At 53.9% G+C, this 23,003-nt stretch carries 20 protein-coding genes and 1 pseudogene; 9 read left to right on the top strand and 12 right to left on the bottom strand.

Annotation, left to right across the window (positions count from 1 at the left end):
* Nucleotides 1–979 precede the first annotated feature (979 nt).
* A complete protein-coding gene (locus JMJ16_RS52355) occupies nucleotides 980–1,633 on the top strand; it encodes a tetratricopeptide repeat protein (RefSeq protein ID WP_201394640.1) in 654 nt (217 codons plus the stop codon).
* A gap of 259 nt (nucleotides 1,634–1,892) precedes the next feature.
* Here JMJ16_RS52355 and JMJ16_RS52350 read toward each other — a convergent pair whose 3' ends face one another.
* The 3 genes from JMJ16_RS52350 to JMJ16_RS52340 form a co-directional block, all read right to left on the bottom strand.
* Nucleotides 1,893–3,248: a serine hydrolase gene (locus tag JMJ16_RS52350; protein ID WP_201394638.1), complete on the bottom strand. Its 1,356-nt coding sequence runs from the start codon at nucleotides 3,246–3,248 to the stop codon at nucleotides 1,893–1,895.
* Between the two features lie 192 nt (nucleotides 3,249–3,440).
* On the bottom strand, nucleotides 3,441–3,734 hold the full coding sequence (locus JMJ16_RS52345) for an EamA family transporter (RefSeq protein WP_201394636.1): 294 nt from the start codon (nucleotides 3,732–3,734) through the stop codon (nucleotides 3,441–3,443).
* Between the two features lie 30 nt (nucleotides 3,735–3,764).
* Nucleotides 3,765–4,343 (bottom strand): DMT family transporter, encoded by a 579-nt coding sequence (locus JMJ16_RS52340; protein WP_201394634.1) that lies wholly within the window; start codon nucleotides 4,341–4,343, stop codon nucleotides 3,765–3,767.
* Here JMJ16_RS52340 and JMJ16_RS52335 point away from each other — a divergent pair.
* Nucleotides 4,333–5,142 (top strand): cytosine permease, encoded by an 810-nt coding sequence (locus JMJ16_RS52335; protein WP_201394632.1) that lies wholly within the window; start codon nucleotides 4,333–4,335, stop codon nucleotides 5,140–5,142. The two genes, JMJ16_RS52340 and JMJ16_RS52335, sit on opposite strands and share 11 nt — an antisense overlap.
* A gap of 57 nt (nucleotides 5,143–5,199) precedes the next feature.
* Entirely contained in the window at nucleotides 5,200–5,667 is a 468-nt protein-coding gene (locus tag JMJ16_RS52330) for a hypothetical protein (RefSeq protein ID WP_201394630.1), read from the top strand.
* 253 nt (nucleotides 5,668–5,920) lie between these two features.
* On the opposite strand, the gene JMJ16_RS52325 is transcribed toward JMJ16_RS52330, so the two are convergent.
* From JMJ16_RS52325 to JMJ16_RS52315, 3 genes are all read right to left on the bottom strand, one after another.
* Nucleotides 5,921–7,135, bottom strand: a complete 1,215-nt coding sequence (locus JMJ16_RS52325; protein WP_201394628.1) for a cytochrome P450 — start codon at nucleotides 7,133–7,135, stop codon at nucleotides 5,921–5,923.
* A gap of 126 nt (nucleotides 7,136–7,261) precedes the next feature.
* Nucleotides 7,262–10,462, bottom strand: coding sequence for a LuxR C-terminal-related transcriptional regulator (locus JMJ16_RS52320; RefSeq protein ID WP_201394627.1), 3,201 nt, complete (start codon nucleotides 10,460–10,462; stop codon nucleotides 7,262–7,264).
* A gap of 258 nt (nucleotides 10,463–10,720) precedes the next feature.
* Nucleotides 10,721–11,101 carry a hypothetical protein gene (locus JMJ16_RS52315; protein WP_236602199.1) on the bottom strand — a complete coding sequence of 127 codons (381 nt, stop codon included), beginning with the start codon at nucleotides 11,099–11,101 and terminating at the stop codon, nucleotides 10,721–10,723.
* Nucleotides 11,102–11,719: 618 nt separating this feature from the next.
* On the opposite strand from JMJ16_RS52315, the gene JMJ16_RS52310 reads away from it, so the two are divergent.
* On the top strand, nucleotides 11,720–13,018 hold the full coding sequence (locus JMJ16_RS52310; RefSeq protein WP_201394625.1) for an MFS transporter: 1,299 nt from the start codon (nucleotides 11,720–11,722) through the stop codon (nucleotides 13,016–13,018).
* 80 nt (nucleotides 13,019–13,098) lie between these two features.
* On the opposite strand, the gene JMJ16_RS52305 is transcribed toward JMJ16_RS52310, so the two are convergent.
* The 3 genes from JMJ16_RS52305 to JMJ16_RS52295 all read right to left on the bottom strand — a co-directional run bounded on the left by JMJ16_RS52305 (nucleotide 13,099) and on the right by JMJ16_RS52295 (nucleotide 16,177).
* Nucleotides 13,099–13,938 (bottom strand): IS3 family transposase, encoded by an 840-nt coding sequence (locus JMJ16_RS52305; protein WP_236602198.1) that lies wholly within the window; start codon nucleotides 13,936–13,938, stop codon nucleotides 13,099–13,101.
* A 26-nt stretch (nucleotides 13,939–13,964) separates the two neighbouring features.
* Nucleotides 13,965–14,264 carry a transposase gene (locus tag JMJ16_RS52300; protein WP_201394621.1) on the bottom strand — a complete coding sequence of 100 codons (300 nt, stop codon included), beginning with the start codon at nucleotides 14,262–14,264 and terminating at the stop codon, nucleotides 13,965–13,967.
* 1,316 nt (nucleotides 14,265–15,580) lie between these two features.
* A complete protein-coding gene (locus JMJ16_RS52295) occupies nucleotides 15,581–16,177 on the bottom strand; it encodes a TetR/AcrR family transcriptional regulator (RefSeq protein ID WP_201394619.1) in 597 nt (198 codons plus the stop codon).
* Nucleotides 16,178–16,329: 152 nt separating this feature from the next.
* Between JMJ16_RS52295 and JMJ16_RS52290 the strand changes: the two genes are divergently transcribed.
* The 3 genes from JMJ16_RS52290 to JMJ16_RS52280 all read left to right on the top strand — a co-directional run bounded on the left by JMJ16_RS52290 (nucleotide 16,330) and on the right by JMJ16_RS52280 (nucleotide 19,008).
* On the top strand, nucleotides 16,330–17,262 hold the full coding sequence (locus JMJ16_RS52290) for an alpha/beta hydrolase family protein (RefSeq protein WP_374229200.1): 933 nt from the start codon (nucleotides 16,330–16,332) through the stop codon (nucleotides 17,260–17,262).
* 205 nt (nucleotides 17,263–17,467) lie between these two features.
* Nucleotides 17,468–18,184: an SDR family oxidoreductase gene (locus JMJ16_RS52285; RefSeq protein ID WP_201394615.1), complete on the top strand. Its 717-nt coding sequence runs from the start codon at nucleotides 17,468–17,470 to the stop codon at nucleotides 18,182–18,184.
* 218 nt (nucleotides 18,185–18,402) lie between these two features.
* Nucleotides 18,403–19,008, top strand: coding sequence for a hypothetical protein (locus JMJ16_RS52280; RefSeq protein WP_236602194.1), 606 nt, complete (start codon nucleotides 18,403–18,405; stop codon nucleotides 19,006–19,008).
* Here the strand turns inward: JMJ16_RS52280 and JMJ16_RS52275 are convergent.
* The 3 genes and pseudogenes from JMJ16_RS52275 to JMJ16_RS52265 form a co-directional block, all read right to left on the bottom strand.
* Nucleotides 18,970–19,734 carry a class I SAM-dependent methyltransferase gene (locus tag JMJ16_RS52275; RefSeq protein WP_201394611.1) on the bottom strand — a complete coding sequence of 255 codons (765 nt, stop codon included), beginning with the start codon at nucleotides 19,732–19,734 and terminating at the stop codon, nucleotides 18,970–18,972. The genes JMJ16_RS52280 and JMJ16_RS52275 overlap by 39 nt on opposite strands.
* Nucleotides 19,735–20,145: 411 nt before the next feature.
* Nucleotides 20,146–20,394: pseudogene (locus JMJ16_RS52270) on the bottom strand (alcohol dehydrogenase catalytic domain-containing protein); the annotation flags it as partial.
* A 39-nt stretch (nucleotides 20,395–20,433) separates the two neighbouring features.
* Nucleotides 20,434–20,577, bottom strand: coding sequence for a hypothetical protein (locus JMJ16_RS52265; RefSeq protein WP_201394609.1), 144 nt, complete (start codon nucleotides 20,575–20,577; stop codon nucleotides 20,434–20,436).
* Between the two features lie 127 nt (nucleotides 20,578–20,704).
* On the opposite strand from JMJ16_RS52265, the gene JMJ16_RS52260 reads away from it, so the two are divergent.
* Both JMJ16_RS52260 and JMJ16_RS52255 read left to right on the top strand, forming a co-directional pair.
* Nucleotides 20,705–21,196, top strand: coding sequence for an Rrf2 family transcriptional regulator (locus tag JMJ16_RS52260; RefSeq protein WP_201394607.1), 492 nt, complete (start codon nucleotides 20,705–20,707; stop codon nucleotides 21,194–21,196).
* Between the two features lie 336 nt (nucleotides 21,197–21,532).
* Complete coding sequence (locus tag JMJ16_RS52255; RefSeq protein ID WP_201394605.1) at nucleotides 21,533–22,966, top strand: sialidase family protein; 1,434 nt, start codon at nucleotides 21,533–21,535, stop codon at nucleotides 22,964–22,966.
* The last annotated feature ends 37 nt before the right edge of the window (nucleotides 22,967–23,003 follow it).

The following is a 23,003-nucleotide window of genomic DNA, read 5'->3' as shown; positions in this document are numbered from 1 at the left end:
ATCCTTTCTTTGTTTTATTCATGCATTTAATACTTCATACAATTATTATTTAAACACGTTAACAATATAATACAGAGCCCCGTTCCTCTTGTCAAGATCGCACGCTGGTGAATGGGCGACAACTGGAGCCATCTTTTTAACGCTATCAATGGCCCTGACATTTTGTGTCAGGAAGATGGTGGCAAAAGCTGGATAGGCATTTGTGGATCACCTTGAGCTAGCTTTTGCTGCATAGGTACGATTTTCACACGTACTGATGAAGTACCCTCGTCAAGGGGTTGTGTTGCAAGAAAATTGCGAAAGGAATCGCGAGCGGAACCGTTCCCATCCTCTTGCGCTTTTGTATCATAAAATTTGCCCAGGATTGGCTTGAGAAACGCGCTCCAGACGATTTTCGAAAACAGGTTCTCTCTCATAATCTGGCGTGGCATTGTAGCTCATCTATTTGACGCTGTCCAGAAGTGATGCGCATGACCTCATTTCTCACCATAAAATGGCGCATCTCTCAGAAGCCCCTTATGGAGCGACATGATTTTATGCAAGTATAAAATGGCGTAAAGCTAAAAAGGGATGAGTGGAAAGGCAAAACATGTCTTCAAAACGGTTGCTCTTCTCGCCTCTTTATCCCACTTCATCAGCAAAAGAACCCGCTCTACAAGCTGCACGGCTTTTTAGTACCTGCATTTTTCAGCCCCCAAAGAGCCGAAGACTGGTGCTCCTGATCGTCCTTCCCCCCCACAGTCTCCAGCGCGCCCTGATTGATCAACCCAACCTCACGAATTATAATGGCTTCATAGAGATTCGGCCCACTTTTTGGTGGATGTAGCAAGCATGAGACGTGCCGCCAACCTAGCGAAAACACCCTGTTTGAAACGGTTTTTTGCTAGGGGAGAGCGTCTCCTTGCAGGAACCCACCTTGCTCTAGCGAGCGAGCGCTCTTGAGATCATTGGGTGGTTCTCCCTGGAAAGGAATAGACACATGGAATCTCCACAGCCGCAGACCAAAGAACAATGGGTGCAGGAAGGCAATGTTCACGCCGCCTTCCACGAGTACCAGCAGGCAATAGCCGCCTATGAGCAGGCCCTTCGTCTCGATCCCAGCTATGCCCGGGCCTACCACAACCGCGGGGCCGCCTATGCTGATCTCAAAGACTACCAGCAGGCGATCGCCGACTTTGACCAGGCCCTTCGCCTCGCTCCCGACTCCACCGCCACCTACTACAACCGAGGCACTGCGTATGTCGACCTCAACGAGTATCAGCAGGCGATCGCCGATTTTGACCAAACCCTCCGCTTCGATCCCAGCAATGCCCACGCCTACTACAACCGAGGCAACGCGCACGCTGCCCTCCATGAGTGCCAGCAGGCGATCGCCGACTTTGACCAGGCCCTTCGTCTTGATCCCAACAATGCCCACATCTACCACAACCGAGGCGCGGTGTACGCGACGCTCCAGGACTACCAGCAGGCCTTGGCCGACTTTGACCAGGCCCTGGCCCTTGATCCGACCCATGCGCGCGCCCACTATCACCGAGGGCGTGCGCTTCAACACCTCGGCAGACAGGCTGAGGCACACCACGCTTTTCAACAAGCCGAATCCCTTGGGTATGAAGAAGCAAGAGATGTCCTGTAGTCAGCCGTGCAGGAGGAAGGCCAAGAGCCTGGAATGCCAGTGATCTCCAGCACGCCCACTCGGTCGGCGTACCAGAGGCGAAGAGCGAACGGAGGCAATAAGCGCTTCGGTTTTAGCGCTCAACTGAAGGCGTTGGTAAATTGAGTTGTGTTGCAAGAAAGTAACTGATCTGTTAAAGTCGGGAGAAAAGTGGAACAAGTTGCCGAAGACGGTGGTCGGTGTGGAGATTGGCTTGCTGGCCGAGTTGCTGGCGTAGGGTTTACCTGATCCTTTCCACCGTATTTCCGCAGGCGATGAGGGTTTGAGCGTTGCCTGCTTCATCGAAGGTGAAGTGGATCTTTTCGCCGTAGGCACCGCCGGCATTGCCGCTAATAACGGTAAAGCTGCCATCTGCATTGAGACACAGCCGTTCCACGAATTCCAGGGGAATGTCGGCGGCGGGATCGTAGCGCAGGAGGCTCTGGCCGATGTGGGCAATCTGATTGTCTCCCCAGATGTTGCGATAGGTGCCGACGAAGCGCTCGGGATGCTCGACGGAAAGCTCGACTTTGGCGAGTTCGTCGTAGTCTACGATAAATTTGTTGATGACCGACAGGGCACCGTTGACCAGGGTTAGCGCGGGGCCGTCGATGGCGTTGGTCAGCACGGCAATGCCGATCTGACGGTTAGGATCAAAGGCAAAGTGGGTGATGAAGCCCTGGAAGCCACCTCCGTGACCATAGACCCGCCAGTCTTTGACTTTCCAGGTGGCAAAGCCAAGACACTGGTCGGCTTCTAAGCCTTCGCACAGCCATTGAATCCGCCGCATCTCGCGCTTGCTCTCTTCGCTGAGCAAGGTAGTGTCGCCGGGGAACTGGGCCTGCATATAGCGCAGAAGATCGGGCACGTTGGAGAGAAAGCCGGTCGCCGAGGCCATGACGCCGGTGCTGATCTGAGGAAAGCGTTCACGAGGCTGGCCGGGAATATCGCGACTGTAACCCACGGCCAGCTCTTGCTCGGCTTTGGCGTTGAGGTCGGGGGCGGTATGGCGCAGGCCCAGCGGTTCGATAATGTGTTTGGTCACATACTCGTTGTACGCCTCGCCGCTCACCGCTTCGATAACTTGTCCGACGATGGTATAGCCAAAGTTGGAATATTTCCACTGAGTAGCAGGATCAAAGACCGTAGCCCCGTCAGAGATATGTTGCTGGATGACAGACAGTTCGGGGAATTCCAGCGTGACCCACTGGCCAGCCGCACCGTCGCGGTCCAGGCCGGAGGTATGCGAAAGCAACTGGCGCAGGGTGATAGAGGTCACGCGGGGGTCGTTAGGGTTGGTGAACCAGGGTAAATAGGTGCTGACCGGCACATCCAGGTTCAGCTTGCCCTGCTCAGCCAACTGCATAGCGGCGATGGCACTAAACGTCTTAGAAAACGAAGCAATCCGGTAACCTGTTTCTTTGCGGGTAGGAATACGCTCTTCAAGATTAGCATATCCATACGTCTGGTGCAAAATAATCTGGTTTTTATAGATAATTCCTACGGATAAGCCAGGAATGCGGCCCATTTCTGTTTTGTAGGCTAACCAGCGGTCAATTAAGCTGGCCGCATCGGTAATGGCTTTATGGATGCTCATGCAGAATTTTCCTTTGAAGCTAAAAATTGATGTGCTTCTATTCTACAATGAGCGCGAGTCCAGCGTCAAACCGGACGTGTAGATCCCAGCATCTTATGAGAGAAAAATGAGCAGAATTATCTGAGATAATAGCTTTCATATCATCTCAGATAATTATGTCGATAGAAAGCACTCCATGATACCCTATCCCGATTAGAGGATTTTTTCTTCCACGGCATTACCAGCAGTATGCCTACTCGTTCGCTGCGAAAGCAGAAGCTGCGCTCCTAGCAGCAGCATCCCTCCTATGAGACCCGCAGCCCCCATCTCATTCCCAAATATGATCAATGAGAGGATTATTGATACCAGCGGTTCAAGCAAGACGACGACACTAGCGACGGTGGCCTCTACCAAGCGCAAGCCAGCATAAAAAAGCCCGTACGCCACTGCCGTTGGCACGAGCCCTAAGTAGACGAGCAGTAACCAGCCCATGGGGCTGTAGTGCATAACGAGCCCCGCTGGAATTGCAAGTCTTAGTCACAGCAGCGCTCCGACACTAAAACCGATCGTTGTAACCTGAAGTGGGTGATAGCGACTAGCAAAAAAACGCCCAGATATGATGATGCCTGCATATCCAATGGCAGACAAGAGCGCGAATCCTATTCCCAGGAACGCGTTGTTGGTCCCCCGTTGGCTTACCGGAAAGCCTATCAGCAGCGCCGTGCCCGACAATGCACCAACCAGGGCGAGCATAACGATACCCGTCAGACGCTCTCGTAGAAACACCACAGCGATGAGTGTGACAAACACTGGCGCAGCACAAATGGCGATGAGCGTGGCAGCGGTAGATCCAATGAAGGCGATAGCAGCCAGGTAGGTCAGCTGGTTGAGCGCTATGAAAAATCCGATGACGATCATCAGCCGAGCATCCCGAGGCACCATCAATCCGATACAATAACCTGACTGCTTCCAGCAGAAGTATGCCAGAACGGGCACGGCGATGGCGAGTCGAATGAAGGTAATCGATAGTACCGTCGTTTGACCCAATTCGTAGAGTAACTGCGTTGCGGGGCCAATCGACCCCCACAAGAGAGCAGCAATGGTGATGAATAACAAACCTATGGCTGTTGCAGGGTTACCTCTATTCGCGAGCGTGCTGACCTTCGGTGGGACTGTCTTCGGTTACGCCGTGGGCTGGGCATCCTATGCCGCTGACTATACGCGCCACCAGCCGGCAAATACATCAAGTAAGAAGGTTTTCTCCTATTCCTTCATTGGCATTCTTGGTGCCAATATTGTCCTTGAAATCCTGGGAACCTTGCTGGTTACGTCGCTAGCCCCCGCAGCGGCTCTTCCCGATACTGGCAAACTGATTGTCGATGTTCTCGGTAATGGCCCTATCGCAAGCATTGTGATCTTATTGCTGGCAATCAGCATCATTTCCAATAATGTACCAACTGACTATAGTTTTGCCCTCTCCGTGCAAGCAGTTGGTGTCAGGGTAAAGCGTTGGGTGCTGACGGTTGTGGGTGCATTATGCTACCTGGCTGTGGCCCTGTTAATCCAGTCGAATCTTAACCTTAATTTGCAGGGTTTCTTGCTATTGATGGCCTACTGGCTGGGCACCTGGAGCGCTATTGTGCTGATTGAACATCTGTTGCGCAAAGGGCAATATCCCCTGGATGATTACGCGAATGCGAAGAAGTTGCCTCTGGATATTGCGGCCATTGCAGCCTTGATACTGGGCCTGGCTATCGCGGCTTTGGGAATCAATCAGGCATCAGTTATCGGTTATGAAGGGCCCCTGTCGCATTTGCTCGCGGATGCAGATATTGGCTTCCCCCTGGCAATCATTACGGCATCGATAGTCTATTATCCGTTGCGTCGCTGGGAAATGCGCAGCAAAGGACCTTAGACGTAACACCTACTTAGTGAGCATGGGCTGACTGAATCCGCTCTGGCTGCCTCTGGCGTGGCATGGACAGCGCTACGCAATAACTTGTACACCGAAGCCCTGCCATATATCATCAATATCTTGCGCATCGGTGATCAATTGCTCATTCCCGAGGGTCAGGGCAAACCTGCCTGGATCACACGAGAGGACTGCGCTCGCACGGCAGCTTTCGTACTGGCTGGCAAGAGCCATTTTTCTGGACCAGTCGATGTGACCGGCCAGGAGAGACTTGGCCTGACTGATATAGCCCAACGATATTCCAGTATCAGTGGGCATCCATTGACTATTCGTGTCTTGCCTGATGATGAAATCATCGCCCAGATCATGGTGAAAGGTGTGCCAGCCCAGGTGGCAGCAGGTGTAGTCGGCATCGCGAGCGGGGTAGCTCATGATACAACCTCACTCGTCTCAAACATCGTCGAACAGGCAACTGGTACCCAAGCCTCGCCGGTCGATGTGGTGCTGCGTTTACTGGCCGCTTCTTAAAATAGTCACACGGATAAACATAGAGGCAGGCAAGCGGAAGGAAACCCCTCTCGCCTGCCTCTCTGCATGATCGTATCCGGATGCTTTTAACTTGCCTGCTAGAGGATCTGAGCTACATCGGTTTTGACGAGATTCGACGGGATCGCGAAACCAACGCCATTCACATGGCATGGCTTGCGGCGGGCTCAAGCCTATCGTGTTGCACTGTCTTTTGCCAGGAGGGAAACGATGAAGGCATGCATACGCACAAGATTTACGCGGGTGCGTCCTGCGTGCCGTAGACCTGGGCGCTTGTCTGGAATACCACTGGCAGGCTTGTAAGACCGTGCAGCATGGGATTAATGTTCCAGGTGAGTTGGTTCGGTTGAATCGCCAGACGCAGGTCGGGCAGGCGTCGGAGCAGCGTACCGAAGGCTATCTGTCCTTCCAGACGTGCCAGCGGCGCACCTAAGCAATAATGGATGCCTTTGCCAAAGGCCAGATGTTGGTTCTCCTGGCGGGTGATGTCCAGTTTGGTGGGATCTGAGAACTGTTGCGTATCGGCATTCGCGGAAATCAAAGCAGCCGTCACCTGCTCTCCTTTGCGGATCACCTTGCCATGCAATGGGATATCTTCGCTTGCCCAGCGCTCATCAGAGAGACTTACCGGGGCTGTGTAGCGCAACAGTTCCTCAACGGCCATCGGAAGCAAGGAAGGGTCGGCCCGAAGCAGGTTCATCTGATCGGGATGTTGTAAGAGGGCAAGCGTGCCATTGCCAAGCAGATTGACCGTCGTCTCGTGTCCAGCGACAATGAGCAAGAAGACCATCGACACCAGTTCGGTCTCGCTCAACTGGTCCTCGTTCTCCCTTACCTGCACCAGGCGACTCACAAGGTCATTGCCTGGATGAGCGCACTTTGCCGCCAGAAGAGACTGGATATAGTGTAGAAAGGCCTCTAGCGCAGTTCGGGTGTCTTCTCGCTGATTGACGATGGCCTGGGTCCAGGTGCGAAAAGAAGCCCGGTCTGAGACGGGAATACCCAGCATTTCGGAGATGACCGTGATGGGCAATGGATAGGCAAATTCGGTAATAACATCCATACTTCCCCGTTCCTGTACTGCGTCCAACAACTCATCGGTAATCTGCTGGATGCACTGGCGCAATTGCTCAATCATGCGAGGGGTGAAAGCCTTTGACACTAGGCGGCGCAGACGTGAATGGTCGGGCTGATCAACCGTGAGCATATTCTGGAAGATGCTGGCGATTAGAGGGTCCTGCTCATGCTGCTGCGTTGAGATCTTGCGCCTGTCCTTGGTAAAGCGAGGATCCTTCAGAACAAACAGCGCATCCTCATAGGTAGTCGTCAACCAAAAATTCAAATCCTCCACATAGTGAAGCGGTTCCATAGAGCGTAGTTGTGCATAGAAGACATGGAGGTCTCGCTTTGTTTCCTGTGACTGGAACTCTTGCAAGCTAATTCGAGACATCGGGTAACTCCTTCCGATACATTGCGTTGTCAATCAATCGTTTGATCGTTGTCGCTACATAGCATAGCGCAGTTGGAAGAAACAGCCATGCCCCTTTGTGAGCATTACCAGGGAGTATTCTGGGCTTCATTCAAGCAGGTGGAGTGCGTGGGCGCGCGCAACTGCCTGCGTCCGGTTCGTTACAGAGAGCTTTGCCAGGATGTGTTTGACGTGGCGCTTGGCTGTATTGAGGCTGATTACCAGGTGGTCTGCGATCTGCTGATTGGACGCGCCATTGGCCAGAAGCGAGAGCACTTCCACTTCACGAGCACTCAAAGGCTCTATGAGCGATTGCGATGCTTCTGGCTGTGTTGAACCGAGAGCCATCTGGTGTGTGAAAGGGATGGTGGCCTGAAGTTGCTGGACATAACCGGGCGAGGCCGTGGTATATGCGGAGACCTGCGCGAGCAAACGCGCCATTGGCTGGCCTTCATCAGCGAAAAGCCGTATATACCCCTCCCGCTCTGCCTGGGCCAGAACGGGACCGAGCGTGACAAGCGCCTGCCTTGTTTTGCCCTGTGCTTGCAGGGCGAGCGCCGTGAGCACCTGAACCTCAATCAACCAGCCATGAAAGCCCAGGCGCGACGCACAGTCGCGCCAGTTTTCGAGCAAGACCAGGGCCTGTGAGAGCGGTGTTCCCGTTCTTTGGGCACGTCCACGCACGATCAAGATACGCGCAAGTGTCAGATACGCCAACATCTGTCGGCTTTCCAAAAGCGTAACGGGGGCGTCATCATAGCGTATCCCGCAGGTGCCTATCCAATACTCGGCCTCTTCCACCTGATCGCAGGCGAGGGCAAGACGCGCGGCGAGCGTGGGCACATCTACCGGTGACCGTTCCTTGCCTTGAGGTAACTCACCGCCTATTTCTGGCTGCTTGCGTACCAGTTCCAGAAAATGCTTGGCGGCCTCTGGTTGTCCCTGCGCCAGTTCAATGCGCGCCTGTACCCAGAGACCGAATGCGTACAGAGGACTCTGGGCCGGAGGCGGTATGATCTCCAGTATCACGCGTGGAATGACCTCTACGACCTGTTGTATCGCGCTCGCGGCTTCTGGCAAACGGTTCCACTCGTACAGCAAGCAGGCTCTACGCATCAGAGTGAAACTCACCAGGAGCAGAGGCGTAGACGGAAGATCCTGCCGTGCTCCGAATGTCCAAAAGATACCATCATACAGTGTTCCTGCTTTGCGTAACTGGCTCTGGGCTTTGCGTAATTCGCCCAGCAGGAACGTTGCCGCCATGTGTATGAGTGAGAGCGATTCCGCTGATTGTGAGACACTGAGGTTGAGCAGTATGTGCTCAGCTGCCACCAGATCGCCACGCACGCCATAAGTAAGACTGAGAATGATCTGGAGAAAGCGTCTGAGCAGCAAGCTCAAGTCAGTTTCATGTGACGTCAGGGTACGCAGTGCCTCGCGTACAAGGTTGAATGCTTGTAATGGATTACTTTGCGATAACGCAGTAAGCGCGCGGAAGAGGGTTAGGACGCTCTGCGGCTCGGCCCAGGAGGCAGCCTCGCTCTGCTGCTGCCCTTGCACATACTGTTCCATGCTTTGGAGCGCCCGTTCAGCGTGTTCGGGCGTGCGTTTACTCAGCGCATGGAGCCAGGGCAGAGTGATATAGAGTTGAGGCGACGTGGCAATCAGGTCTGGTGGAAGCTGGCTTAACCAGTACTTGAGCCGCTCGAATCGTCCCTGCTCCACCATATGAGGCAAAATCCGCGCGACCAGGCGCGCAGCGCGCGGTAGATCGCCGGCCAGAAAAGCGTAATCGCACGCCTCTTCTCTGCGCTCTTGCTGCTCGTACCAGTCGCTTGCGCGTTGATAGAGTCGCGGGATCAGCTCTGGTTCGAGCTTTTGAAGCTGGGCGCGTAGGGCATTGGCGAAGAGTGGATGGTAACGATACCAGGTTTGCGTGTCATCCAGCGCGCTTATAAAGAGATTGGCCCGCAGTAGCGCCTCAAGTCGGGTTTGCCCGCAGGGGCCGGGTAGTTCCGTGACCGCGTCACAGAGCGGCCCCATCATTCGATCCAGAATGGAGGTCAATAGCAGAAAGCGTTGCGTTTCGGGTGTCTGCTGCGTCAGCACCTCTTCACTCACATAGTCGAGGAAAAATCGATGCGTGCCGCGAAATGTCTGTAGAAAGGCCGTCGCATCGGGTTGTGCACGGAGAGCGAGCGATAACAATTGCACGCCAGCAATCCAGCCTTCTGTGCGTTGTTCCAATAAGCTCGTTGCCTCACTAGAGAGCGCAAGTCCCATGGTACGTACGAGAGCTTCGACCTCACCTGAGACAAAGCGCAACGCTTCAGTGCGTACTTCGCTTAACTGGCCCCGCGCCCGTAGGCGCGCCAGGTGCAAAGGAGGATCAACACGTGTTCCGATGATCAGATGGAAGTGAGGGGAGAGATGATCAAGCAGAAAATGCAGCAGGGAATGAATGGTGTTCGCGGTCAAAACATGATAGTCGTCTAGAATCACAACTGCATCTTGCTTCAGCAGGTATGTGAGATCGTTGAGAATACCGGTGAGCACTCTCTTGATGTCCTGCACGTCGTTGCATTGATACGCCCGCATGGCGCAGTCAATAGATGTATCCAGACTTGCCAGGGCGGCCTTAAGGTAGGAAAGGAAAACCAACGGGTCGTTATCTGTTGGCTCGAGCGAGATCCAAGCCACCGGGAGATTTGTGGTAGAGGCCCATTCCGCCAGCAGCGTTGTCTTGCCGGAGCCTGCGGGGGCCGAGACTAACGTCAGTGGCTTCTGGATGCCCTGTTGTAAGAGTGTGAGCAGGCGAGGGCGCGAGACATACTGCACTGGCAGGCGAGGAATGAGTAGCTTGGTTGTAAGGAGCATTTGAAAAGGGGGAGAAGATTCAGGCGAGAGCGTGGCGCGTGTTTCCTCTGCGCTCTCCTGGGGGTACTCCTCCACATCGGCGAAACGATAGGACCCGGAGAGCACTTCGGCATCATTGAGGGCAGCGGTAATCATCTCTAAACGCGCAAGCGTCAGGTCAGTGCTACGAGCAAGGTAGCGTTTCACCATGCGCCGTTCCTTGCGCCGATAGGCATACCAGTAGGTTCCTCCTCGCTGCACCGTCTCTTTCCGAACTGTACAACTTCCTCCATAGCGACTCTGAAAGGAGAAAGAGGAGATGGTCTCAAGCCAGTCAAACCAGTGCGAACCAACTGGCTTGACGTGGGGAATGAGCAGCCTCCCATCGTGAAAGACGGTGTATTCCTGGTTCGGCGCGAACCATTGTAACCGGTAAGATATACGTCTCGGCATCTTCTCCTCGCCAAGGAAAGCGTGCGCTTATGCTACCTAACATTACAACATCTGTTGAGTACTACGTTTCCTTTGGAGCCAGGTTGTATTCAGGGAGAAGGGCGTTATGTAGCAATTGACACTTCCCCGGCGGTGTGTTACTTACATTTTGGGCGACTCGTGGTTTCTTTCTTGTTCAGATTTCCACATTGCTCTCTTTCGATGTGGGAAACATGTGGATAACCAGGACAATAGAGACGAACGAACGCGTTTTGCCGATCATCCATCTGCTACTGGCGAGGGCCTGGGATAGCTGGTAGACTCTGAGATATGGCGTACAGACACTTTTTCTCCTGAGGGCATCAAAGAGGTAAGCAGCCAGGTAAGTGGACTAGCCAGAGGCACACAACAACAGGTCAGCAGGACATTGAATCCAAGATGCGCCATGCCAACTTGCATAGTAGGGTTCGGCCAGCACACTGCGAGCAAGGCGGCAAACATGACGAGACTAATGGGATAGGCTATGGCGGGGAAACGCGCCACGTGCAAGAAACATTGGCGCGCATAGTGATTGCCCGCTTGTCCAATAACCTCTGTCATCGATCGGGCGCCATAGAGTAAGAGCGCCATGCCTGCCAGGACAGAGAAGAATATCTTCACATCCTCTCAGCTACCGTCTCCGAACAGGCAGGCCGGTGGTTCGTGAGTATTCAGGTGGAAGAAGTGCAGGAGCAGTCAGCCTCCACAGCGACCTCTGCTGTCGGAGTAGACCTTCGCAGCACGGCTCGCTCAACAAACGGGGCATTACTATAATCCTGAAACTGAGGTCGTGATTACATGTGGGAGAACCGAGGGACTCTTCGATGCTCTGCTGGCGACAACCGATCCCGGCGATACGCTTGACAGACAGAAACGCCCTGTGATAAAGATGAGCACATCTTTTCAAAAAGCAAACAGCAAATATACCACAGCAAATATATCGATGAAGCAAGGGTGAAGCGTTGACAACTCCTCCAACGAATATTCATTGTTAGCGTTCTTGCTCATCGTACAGATGTGTTCGCGCCGCATGCGACGCACGGCGAGGAGAGAGCAGAAATATAAGCTCTACCATTCTTTTTGAGCACAAACCATTTCTTCTCCGTGAATACAGTTCGTAAACAGGTGTGCAGCGTATCTACCGCGCGAGAAAGCTCGAACTTGTTTGAAAAGATTCATGCTACTCCTCCACCTGTGAAGGAATAGGATAGAATTTTTTTGAAAAGGTAGAACACCTCCATGAACAAGTCAGCTGGTCCTACGAACTCGAACACATCTGGAGGACGCACGTCTCTCGTGCTTCTTCTCGTTATCGCCCTTTTGAATACGATGGGTATCACGATCATTGTCCCTCTTGTTCCGTTTCTCACGGTCCAGTACCTGGCTCATCCGAATACTCTCGCCGTCATCGTGGGATGGCTGACCGCTGCCTATGGGATCTGCCAGTTGATCGCCGCGCCAGGTTTAGGCGTGCTTTCCGACCGTTTTGGGCGACGCCCCATTCTCTTCATCTGTCTCCTTGGTTCCGTGTTTGGCTATCTCATCCTGGGCCTTGGCGGTGCGCTCTGGTTGCTCTTCCTCGGACGCATCATCGATGGCTTGACAGGCGGCAACATCAGTGTCTTGTTTGGCTATGTCGCTGATATCACGGAACCAAAGGACCGTGGCAAGTACTTTGGTCTGCTGGGCAGTGCGGCAGGTGTCGGTACTCTCATTGGCCCTGCGCTTGGTGGACTGCTGGCCACGATCAACGATCGCGCCCCCTTTCTTGCCGCGGCTGGCCTTCTCCTGCTTACTCTTGTCTGGGGGTACTTCTTGTTACCAGAGAGTTTGAACAAAGAGCACCGCATCACCTCCGTTTCGGTACATGAACTGAACCCCTTGAAACAACTGGCGTCCGCGTTTCGTTGGGCAAACTTGCGCTGGTTACTGCTGGCCTGGTTCTTGTACGCTTTCCCAGTGGGCATGTTGCAGACGACGATCACCGTCTTGATGAAAGATAGCCTTGGCTTCAATGTCACGCAGGCCAGTCTCGTGGTCACCGTGCTCGGCGCGGTAGACATTCTCGTCCAGGGTGTGTTGGTAGGCAGGTTCCTCGCAATGCTGGGAAACATAAAGCTCGGTCTCATAGCCTTCGTGCTGGTCGGCATCAGCTACCTCGTGCTTGGTTCTATCACGTTTCTCGCCACACCGATTCTCTTGCTTGTCGGTATTGTACTCTTCGCAGGTTCAGGTAGCCTTGTTGAAAACGCTCTGCGAGGTCTCATCTCTGAAATGGTTGGACGACACGAACAAGGTCGTGTGAGTGGAGCGACACAATCGTTGCAATCGCTTGGATGGGTTGTCGGACCACTTATTGGCGGTTTCATCTACACAGCGTGGGGGCATTTTCAAGTCTATGCCTCAGCTTCGCTCATTACTCTCCTCGCCATGGTTTGTGTATGGATCGCTCTTCCGCTTCTTCAGAGGCACCAGGCGAAAAAGCAAACGCTTGGTGGTGAACAAGAGGCCGCATTGCTCTCGAATGAAGAGAACTAAAAAAGGTTTTCCTTGTCGCTTGCTTTTGAGGGAGAGGAGAAACACTGGAGTGAACGCTTCAAGCCAGACCAGAGATGAAGTCAAGACAACATCTGCTGGTAATAGGCGGCCTCAAATTCAGCAGGAGGCACATACCCCAGGCTCGAATGCAAACGCTTGGTGTTGTAGACATCGTCAAGAAAGTGTCCAATATTGTTGCGTGCCTCTTCAAAGGTCTGATAGGCTTTGAGATACACCTCCTCTTGTTTTAAGGTCTTGAAGAAACTCTCCGCCTTGGCATTGTCGTAGACATTGCCCTTGGCCGACATACTGATCTGGATACCCATGCTCTCAAGCCGTTCGACGTACGCTATACAGGCATACTGGACCCCGCGATCGGAATGATGAATGAGCCCTGGCTTCACGTCTCGTATGGCAAGCGCAACCTCCAGGGCGCCAAGGACAAGTCCGGCATCCATTCGGCGTGAGAGGTTCCATCCCACACATCGTCGGGAGGACGCATCCAGAATGCACGCCAGGTACACAAACTCGTTCCTGAGCCGAATGTAGGTTAAGTCGGCCACCCAGATGACATCCGGAGCATCTGGCGTGCGGCCATTGACCAGGTTGGGATAGACCGTGTAGGGATGGTGAGCATCCGTCGTGCGCACAAAATGGCGTTTCAGGTGACACAACAAGGACTCTTCCCGCATGATACGTAACACTCGCTTGTGATTGACGCACCAGCCGGCTCGCTTCAAGGCGGCCGTCACCCGCCGATAGCCGTAGCCTGGAAATTGTAGCACGATCTGCTCGATCTCATCGCGCAAGGCCACCTGTTCCTCTTGGGCATGGCTGGTGGTGCCTTTGTGCTGTTTGGCGTAATACCATGCCCGATTGATCTGCAAGAGCTGGCAGAGCTGGCGAGTGGAGAGGGGCATGTGCTCCTGTTGGCTGGCGTGCTCAACTACTGCATGCCGTTGCTCAATGGGAGCATGCCCAACGCTTTTTTTAACAACGCATTCTCCATTGCCAACTGTCCACAAAAACGCTCCAATTCGGCAATTTTCGCTTCAGCAGATGGCTCTGCTTCTCTTTTGCTGGCAAAGGCTGCATCCCCATGCATCTGGTAGTCTTTTTGCCAGCGTGAGACCACACTGGGTGCCAGGTTATGCTCTCGGCAGACTTGGGCAGGACGCCGTTCGCCTGTTGCTAACTGGTGTACAATCATCAGTTTCAATGCTTGTGAGTGAACCCTTCCGCTCATCTGTTGGCTCCTTTTCATTGTTTCTCTTTTCACTGTACCACGCTCTTCCTCAGCCCTTGGTCTGGTCATTTGGGTTCACTCCAGTGTTTCCTGCTCCCATCTATCAAAGCTATGGCAAGATGATTGCTGAGAACGCTGTGCCTTTCAGCCAGAGTGGTGAAGGATGTTGGCCTCTTCAAAGCGACCGCTCGACGGGTGGAGTCACCCACGCCCATTGCCAGTCTTTTGCACGACCTCTTGAAAAGCGGTCAAGCACGAACGTAGAGTTCCATCTGCGAAATGCCCTGGGAAACCTCGATCGGTTTTGCCCTAAAATATCCATCCCTGGATGCTGCAGGAGCAATCTATACAGGTATCTGGGTGAGCAAGGGTCTAACGTCTGAGTTGTCGGCCCAGGAACGACCCGTAGAATTCTACGACGTTCTCCCCTGGCGTCCTGGGGTGGACAGGAAACGAAGGCATGATGCGCTCGCAATTGCCCGCTTGAATTTCCAGAAATAGCGCACAATCATTGACTTCCAGAGCGATTTCTCTGACCATCAATGGTTGTGCTGCTCACTCTTCGCGCCAAAATCCCACCTTTCGTGCTGAAAAGTGCCCACTCTTCGCGCAAATTACCACTTGCTACTGAGATAGTGCTGGTAAATTGGGCGAAGCTTCGGACAAATTAGGGTCAATAGTCGGAAACTAGGCCGAATCTTCGGACAGACAAGCAACTATCCCCTCCACAAGCGGACTGAGCTTAACAGTAGATGGAAAATTGTATTGCATCTTTATCTTGAAAAATGGTCTATACTCCTGCAAAACGTTAGGCGATAGAAATTTGTCCGAACCTTCATGCACGAAAAATTTGGGTAAAAGCTCGGACATGGAGGCCATCCAAGCTCATTTTTGCCCGAACATTGAGCCAATTTACCAGCTTTTGCCCAAGAGAGCAAACTTTTGCCCCGAAGAGTGAGCACAGATCCTTCACTATCTGGAGAAACCGCTTCACACCTGGATTCTTCCATCGCCATTCTGTGAATTGTGGCCACACCCTGATAAAAAAGCACGGAAGTTTGAAGCATATTTGGGATGTAGACAAGTTCCAGTTGTCAATCCCAACATTCTTCTGATGAACATACGGCAAGTATCCTGGTGATCAAGCGTACCGGAAGGAGCTTGATCACCAGGATACTTGCCGTAAAAGAACCCATTTCATGCTGGGATTGACACGTTGCACATCCCGTGAGATGAGCTACGAAATTTCCACATGGACACGAAGTTGACCAACCTTCTCGAGGTACTGCCGGCGCCCCTTCTCTGGATCAGCAGCATCAGGCCGAGCGTACTTGGAGGAGTCCCGCTATGAGTAGCTTAACCATGCGGCGGGCATCGTAGCGCGGGTCGAGGTCTCCGCCAACGCAGAGGTTGCCGATGCCACGCATCAGTTCGTAGGCATCAATATCGGCGCTGATCTCGCCGGCTTGTGCGGCGGCGGCGAGCAACTGAGCGCACACGGGCACGAGGCGGTCAAGGAAGTAGGCATGCAGCGCGTCGAAGCCGACGCTGCCGGGTTGCAGGACTGCGGCAAGCCCATGCTTCGTGACCAAGAAATCAACGAAGAGATTGACCCACTGACCGAGGGCCGCGTGCGGCGAACCACTCTTCGCCAGCAGGACCGGACCAGCCTCGGCGCAGGCCTCGACCTGATGGCGGTACACGGCCACCACGAGATCCGCTCGCGTCGGGAAGTGGCGGTAAATCGTCCCCATCCCGACGCCAGCCGCAGCCGCGATGTCACGCACCGGCGCCTCGACACCGGACGTGACGAACACGGCGGCGGCGGCAGCGAGCAACGCCTGCTCGTTGCGCTGCGCGTCGGCCCGAATCTTTCGGGCTGGTTGTCCCGCTCCCTCGTCGTTGGTTGTCATCGCTTTATTCTCTCCCTCAAACAATCACTTGACAAAACGGAACTATATTCCGTATAATATTAGCGGAGCAGTGTTCCGTTAATATTATACCATACTCGAAAGAGCTGGAAGGAAGATCTTCTATGAACGAATTAGACATGGCGAGAATGTCCATGGCCATGAGTGCGCCTACTCCTATCGTTTCTGTCAGTCCGGTGGTGCTGTCAGCTCCGGGGCGCGCTGTGGATTTGCAGATGCGAGTTTCCGCGCCTGTGACTGGGCGCGATCTCCCCATCATCCTCTTCTCGCACGGCCACGGAAACTCGTGGTATCTTTCCTCGTTGAACGGCTACGGCCCGCTTGCCAATTTCTGGGCTGCTCACGGCTTCGTCGTGATCCAGCCTACCCATCTGGACTCAAGGGTGCTCGGCCTCAGAGATGCTCCCGGAGGCCCCTTGTTCTGGCGGTCCCGTGTAGAGGACATGAAGCGCATCCTCGACCAGCTTGATCTTATCGAGACTTCCGTGCCGGAGCTCAGCGGGCGCCTGGACCGAAGCCAGATTGCCGCAGCCGGGCATTCATTGGGCGGGTATACGACAAGTATGCTGTTGGGCGCGCGGCTTACCGATCCCAATGACGGAACGGAAGTGGATATGGCCGATTCCCGGATCAAAGCGGGCGTGCTGCTTGCCGCGCCTGGCAGGGGCGGTGCTGATCTCAGCGCATTTGCGGCAGAGCATTATTCATTCTTCCTGGACACCAGCTTTGCTGAGATGACGACGCCAGCCCTCGTGGTCGCAGGCGATAAAGACGTCTCGCCCCATCTGACGGTCCGGGGTGCGGACTGGCATGCTGATCCGTACTTTCTGAGTCCCGGCCCCAAGTGCTTGCTTACGTTGTTTGGGGCAGAACACGGGCTTGGCGGGGTTGCTGGGTACGACGCGGCTGAGACGACCGACGAGAACCCCGAGCGACTGGCTGCGGTCCAGCGGCTCACCTGGGCCTACCTGCGCACCGCGCTCTACCCCGAAGACCCCGCCTGGCCCACAGCGCGCATGGCTTTGATGGAGAGTCTCAATCCACTGGGTCGAATTGAATCCAGGTGAAGCTCTCAGAAGCGCAGTCGCGATTTCTGACCGAATCGGTCGCGGACAACCTCCGAGGCTATCGGAGCCCTTGGCGAGGCGTTAGACGTCCCGCGATGGTGTCTTGGATATGGGGGAGGCTTAGCGGCTTCGCCCTACAAGGCTAATAGCTTAGCGAACTCCTATCGGACAAACTTTTTATTCAAGAGAAAGGGGATTTCTTCTTATGGATATTCAGGATAAAGTCGTTATCATTACAGGTGCATCCGGAGGCATTGGTCTGGCTACCACACGTCTCTTTGCGGAGGCCGGAGCAAAGGTCGCACTTGCGGCACGTTCTGCCGATACCCTTACTACCATTGTCAATGAGCTTCATGAGCAACATCGTGAGGCTATCGCGGTTCCCACTGATATGCGCAACAAGGATGCGATTGAGGCTCTGGTGGATAGCGTTTTCCAGCAGTATGGACGAATTGATATTCTCATCAATAATGCAGGACAAACCGTGCTTGGCAACGTGGCTGATGTAGATATTGATCAGTTTCGCCAGATTTTTGAGCTCAATGTGCTTGGCCCTGTAGAGGCGATGCAGGCTATAATCCCAAAGATGCGTCAAAATGGCGGAGGTCTGATCATCAACGTCAGTTCGATTGTTACAAAAATGCACCTGCCCGCCATTAGTGCATACGCCGCGACAAAGGCTGCCCTTAATATGATCTCTGATACTGCACGAGAGGAGTTAGCTTCAGAGAATATTCGCATAACAACGATGTTGCCTCGTGCAACGGCAACGAATTTCGGCAAAAATAGCTTAGCAACTCCAAAGACAAATCAGCTGCGCCCACCACAAGGCGGACCAGAACCCGATAGTGCTGAAGCTGTGGCCCAGAAGATTCTCGAGGCAGCACACAATGAGCCGCACAAGCAATATATGGATCGTTAAGTGTAAATAATTTTGCTTCGTGGGCCAAAATTGGACAATTCGATGGGTGGGTGCCCAGGCGGCTGAAACGGCCAGTAGAGCGGGATGCTTTCTTTTTTTAGTGCTGAACATACCTCTTTTACCTGTCTTACCAACCATTTAATTATCCAATTTTGACCCACAAAGCGGCTCTGGAACACGTTTTACAGGACCCGCACATCTGCTGGCAGAAGCTGACGGTGGACTGGTACGGCGAGGGAAAGCGCGTGCTGGAGATCTGCACGGGCACGGCACTGTGGTATCGCTCTGGCTTTGCCCCCTTGCCGATCCGTTGGATCCTCACACTCGATCCAGAGGGCAAACGTCCCCCAAAAGCCATCTTTTCTACGGACCCGGCTCAGCCCGCAGAAGAGATCATCAAGGACTTTATGAAGCGCTGGAGCCTGGAAGTGACTTTTGTGGAGAGCCGGGCTCACCTGGGCATCGAGTCGCTGCGCCAGTGGCAGGGCAGCACCACTGTGAAGCCGCGCCAGGTGAGCCCGGCTCTCCTCAAAGTTGGGGCGGCGCCCCTGCTCTGGCGCGACTGGGGCCGCAGGCAGCATCGGCGGGCATGTATGCTGCTTTTGCACGGTCAACGGGTTAATGTGTATCTGGAACAGCCCCTCCAGGTTCAACCAGAAACGCCCGTGCCCCTCGTCTCCCGTGCACAGCGGGCCCACGCTCGACTCTCGTGGGCTGAGCGGCTGGCCCGCAATACTCGAGGATGCTCTGCTGCTACTGTGGCTATCACCCTGTTTGGAGTACCCTTAGCCACAGCTCGCGTTCTCGGCCTGAAGACTGTCTGAGAGATGAGCACGGATCAGCAGAAGCGTGGGGACTTCGCGGTTGCCCGGCACTCGCTCAGCTTGTTTGGCAGATGGGCCTGGTTCGAGGACGCGCTCAAGTACAAAACCTGCGATGGCGAGATGGTTGAGATACGTACTGAGCAGACGGTGATAATCTCCAACCCGGCTACGGACTCCTTCAGGGTTCGATGAGAACCATTGGCGTTCGTCAAAATAGCCGGTGACGATCCTGCCCAACGGATGCTCAGGATCGGACAACGATGTCCACTGAGCGTGTGGGGTCTCAAAGCAGGGGTGAGGAATGGCAAAGACCAACCAGCCTCCTGGTTTGAGAATCCGTCGAATGCTCTGAAAGGTGGCTTGAAGATCTGCAATATTGATCAGCGCCATCACACAGATGCAGCCGGTAAACTGACAGTCGCTCAGCCCCTCAGCCAGCTCCGCGTTCCCTTGAACATACACAATTCCTCGTGGCTCCTGCTCTTCATAGCGTTGGGCCAGTGCGAGCAGGTTGGGTGCCAGGTCGAGACCGGTGACCTGCGCTCCGCGTCGGGCCAATTCGCGCGCGATCCAGCCCTGCCCGCAAGCCAGATCACAAATGACTTCCCCTTCGACCTCTCCGACCAGCGTGAGCAGGTTCGGTAGGATCACTTCCGTGTAGATCGGTCTCTCACGCAGAAACTGATCATACCACTGGGCGATATCATTGTAAGAAGCGTGTGTCATAGCTCTCTCCTTGCTCGATGGCATTCTCTCTCCTTCTTACTCAGGAGTATACCACCCCGGCGTCTTTGAGGAAGGAGCTGAAGCGCCTCGTTGCGCAACTCGTGGGCCCTGCATCCTGATGGGCAGATCCCTGTCGCTCAAGCCGCCTGGTATCACAAACAGACTGCCACCTTCCGGGATGTGCTTGCTGCCGTCAGGCGGCATCTGTGACATCAGGAGACTTTTTGCACATCCCCGACTGATCAGAGTGTGGTTTTAGTCCCTCGCGCTACGCTGGAGCGCTGGTCTTGGGCTGTCTGCTATTGAGTTGGAAATATACAAAGTCAAGCTGAGGTTGGGAACACCTACCTCCATCAAGATGACTTTAACCTACATGCATAGACTTGGAGGGAGTATAGTAGTCCTTTCCTTCTATTCTGAGAGTGCCTGCCAGGCGGTGAGCGCCGAGAGGTCGAGAGCTGCACTCTCGTCATGACTGACTGATCGGGGGCGTCGGGCAATCCGATCGGGAGTGACAATGGCATATTCAGCCCAGACACCATCGCGATCAAAGCGAGGAAGCCCATAGACTTCATCGCCTCCTTGAAACGCTGTCACTCCCTCACCAACTGCTTCAACAAGCCCCGAAACCTCGTGGCCTGGGATAATAGGGCGTGATCGTGGCTGGGCGCTCTCCCCATGGTTGTACCATGTTTCCGGCTATGTGAGTTCATCCGGTGTTAAAGCCGCAGCTTTCACTCTCAAGAGCACTTCCCCGGCAGCGGGTACCGGTTTCACAATCTCTACCACTTCCAAAAGCTCGGGACCACCAATCTTTTCAGACAGAATGCCAATAGCTTTCATTCCTCTCTCCTTTTCTATCCAGGATATTTTTTACCCTGGATTTACTAACGAGAATAGCGTATGATCCAGGATAAAGTTTGTCAAGAATATGGGATATAATGAAGACAAAGGAAAGGAGGTCCTCTTCATGAAGTTAAGTGAAGGGGTTGAGTGGGGGATCCATTGCGCTTCGATGCTGGCGGACCTGCCTGAAGGGGCGGTGCTTCCTACAAAGGTGCTGGCGGAATACCATGGGGTCTCGGAAACCTATCTCGCCAAGCATTTACAAGCATTAAAGAATGCGGGGATTATTGGCTCGGTGCCAGGTCCGAAGGGCGGTGTCTATCTGTTGAAAAAGCCGGAGGAGTTGACCCTGTTGGATATTGTTGACGCTATTGAAGGGAAAGAGCCCATTTTCCGCTGTACAGAGATCCGCCAGCGCAGTCCCATCCCCTGTTCCCAGGGCGAGTTTGATATCCCCTGCGATATTCATATGGCTATGCTGAAAGCGAATAAAGCCTGGCGTGATGCGCTGCAGGCGCAAACCCTTGCCAGTGTTATCCGACCGTATAAAGCAACGTTACAACCTGAGAAAAAAGCTTTGATCAATGCCTATATGGAGAAAGTGATCCGAAAATAGAAGGCAACGCGTCTTTTGCATCAAAACTAGAGAAAACAAGATTGGACAATTGATCATCGCTTCACATGACGAACAGCTTTTGAGTTGAGAATAAATACAGGTAGATTTCCTTTCAATATGCCAATAAATCGTCACTCAAGGTCCGCGATACTGAATATACCATCAGTTCTTCCGTGCATTTTCACGGCTTACATTGACTTTCTTCTCTTCTTATGTTACCTTTTTTCTTAGGGGATGTGCTAGATCTCTATCAATGATTTTTGTACATTGTTTTCCATGTATCTTCATACGCGGCTCCTCTTCTAATGTTATGTTGTATTTTCAGGAGGACTTTGCATGGATGCGTTTCGTCGTGGGCATGGACGCTCACTCGTTCCCTTCTCGCTTCTACTTGTCTGTTTGCTCGCGCTCGCCTTTCCACAGCATGCCAGCGCAGCCACCACCCTCGTTCAACTCAGTTCCGATCCCTACACCAATTCCAGTAGCCAGCACCAGACACAGGTTGAACCAGATAGCTTTTCCTTTGGTTCAACGATTGTCTCGGCCTTCCAGGTTGGACGTATTTATGGAGGTGGAAGCTCCAATATAGGCTGGGCTACCTCCAATGATGACGGAACCACCTGGACACACGGCTTCCTGCCGGGAACGACCACCTTTGCTTCTCCCGCCGGGTCCTTTACCGCCATCAGTGACGCCAGCGTCGCCTATGATACTGCTCACACGGCCTGGCTGATTTCGAGCCTGGGCATTACCAGTTCCAATACTGAAGTAGTGGTCACGAGCCGTTCAACCGATGGAGGTCATACCTGGTCCAATCCCATCACTGTTGCGAGCGGTTCGCTTGATAAGAACTGGATCGTGTGCGATAACACCAGTAGCAGCCCCTACTATGGACACTGCTATACCGAGTGGGATAGAACCAGTTCCAGCAATTTGCTTCAGATGAGCACCTCGACCAATGGTGGTCTCACCTGGGGAACGGCCAAGGCCACTGCCGGAAGCAACCATGGGTTAGGAGGTCAACCCCTGGTGCAGCCCAGTGGAACCGTGATTGTCCCCTACCTGAGCTCGTCAAATAACATTGCGGCATTCACTTCCACCAATGGTGGGACGAGTTGGACCAGCGCGGTCATCGTTTCTTCGGTGAGTGATCACGGTGTCTCTGGTCTGCGCACCGAGGCTCTCCCCACCGCTGAGATTGATGGCTCAGGAAAGGTCTATGTGGTCTGGCAAGATTGCCGCTTTGAGTCAGGATGCAGTGCCAACGACCTGGTGCTGAGCACCTCGACCAATGGCACCAGCTGGTCTGCGGTGACCCGTATCCCTATTGATGCCGTTGGTAGCGGTCTTGACCACATCATTCCAGGCCTGGCCGTAGACAAAACGACCTCTGGCAGTTCTGCACATCTTGGGCTTGCCTTCTACTACTGTGCGAGCACCTGCCAGCTTCAGGTAGGCTTTGTCTCCTCAACTAATGGTGGGAGCACCTGGTCCGCAAAGACGACCCTGACAACTACCCCGATCAGCCTTTCCTGGATCGCCAATACGAGCCAGGGGCGCATGGTGGGTGACTACATCTCCACCTCGTTTGCCAACGGGAAAGCCTTCCCCATCTTTGCTGTCGCGACGGCTCCCTCTGGCAGTACTTTCAACGAGGCGATGTATACCATCGGCAGTGGGTTGACGCTCGCGAACAGCACACATGCTGCCAGCAGTGATCATACCAGTAGCACGGCCCATCCGGCATCAGTTCCAGCCACGCTTCGCTAGAAGCAAAAAGACACTCTTTCGCTACAGAGGAGGGATG

It is taken from the genome of Ktedonobacter sp. SOSP1-52 (genome assembly GCF_016587395.1).
The sequence above is the reverse complement of the archived record's forward strand: the minus strand, read 5'-3'. Positions and strand labels throughout refer to the sequence as shown.

Excerpts from the sequence above, each read along its gene's own strand:
- JMJ16_RS52260 (WP_201394607.1), top strand. The coding sequence starts at position 20,705 with ATGAAGTTAAGTGAAGGGGTTGAGTGGGGGATCCATTGCGCTTCGATG.
- JMJ16_RS52335 (WP_201394632.1), top strand. The coding sequence starts at position 4,333 with ATGAATAACAAACCTATGGCTGTTGCAGGGTTACCTCTATTCGCGAGC.
- JMJ16_RS52305 (WP_236602198.1), bottom strand. The coding sequence starts at position 13,938 with ATGCCCCTCTCCACTCGCCAGCTCTGCCAGCTCTTGCAGATCAATCGG.
- JMJ16_RS52310 (WP_201394625.1), top strand. The coding sequence starts at position 11,720 with ATGAACAAGTCAGCTGGTCCTACGAACTCGAACACATCTGGAGGACGC.
- JMJ16_RS52265 (WP_201394609.1), bottom strand. The coding sequence starts at position 20,577 with ATGAAAGCTATTGGCATTCTGTCTGAAAAGATTGGTGGTCCCGAGCTT.
- JMJ16_RS52300 (WP_201394621.1), bottom strand. The coding sequence starts at position 14,264 with ATGAGCGGAAGGGTTCACTCACAAGCATTGAAACTGATGATTGTACAC.
- JMJ16_RS52275 (WP_201394611.1), bottom strand. The coding sequence starts at position 19,734 with ATGACACACGCTTCTTACAATGATATCGCCCAGTGGTATGATCAGTTT.
- JMJ16_RS52290 (WP_374229200.1), top strand. The coding sequence starts at position 16,330 with ATGGCCATGAGTGCGCCTACTCCTATCGTTTCTGTCAGTCCGGTGGTG.
- JMJ16_RS52255 (WP_201394605.1), top strand. The coding sequence starts at position 21,533 with ATGGATGCGTTTCGTCGTGGGCATGGACGCTCACTCGTTCCCTTCTCG.
- JMJ16_RS52285 (WP_201394615.1), top strand. The coding sequence starts at position 17,468 with ATGGATATTCAGGATAAAGTCGTTATCATTACAGGTGCATCCGGAGGC.
- JMJ16_RS52345 (WP_201394636.1), bottom strand. The coding sequence starts at position 3,734 with ATGCACTACAGCCCCATGGGCTGGTTACTGCTCGTCTACTTAGGGCTC.
- JMJ16_RS52295 (WP_201394619.1), bottom strand. The coding sequence starts at position 16,177 with ATGACAACCAACGACGAGGGAGCGGGACAACCAGCCCGAAAGATTCGG.
- JMJ16_RS52355 (WP_201394640.1), top strand. The coding sequence starts at position 980 with ATGGAATCTCCACAGCCGCAGACCAAAGAACAATGGGTGCAGGAAGGC.
- JMJ16_RS52320 (WP_201394627.1), bottom strand. The coding sequence starts at position 10,462 with ATGCCGAGACGTATATCTTACCGGTTACAATGGTTCGCGCCGAACCAG.
- JMJ16_RS52325 (WP_201394628.1), bottom strand. The coding sequence starts at position 7,135 with ATGTCTCGAATTAGCTTGCAAGAGTTCCAGTCACAGGAAACAAAGCGA.
- JMJ16_RS52350 (WP_201394638.1), bottom strand. The coding sequence starts at position 3,248 with ATGAGCATCCATAAAGCCATTACCGATGCGGCCAGCTTAATTGACCGC.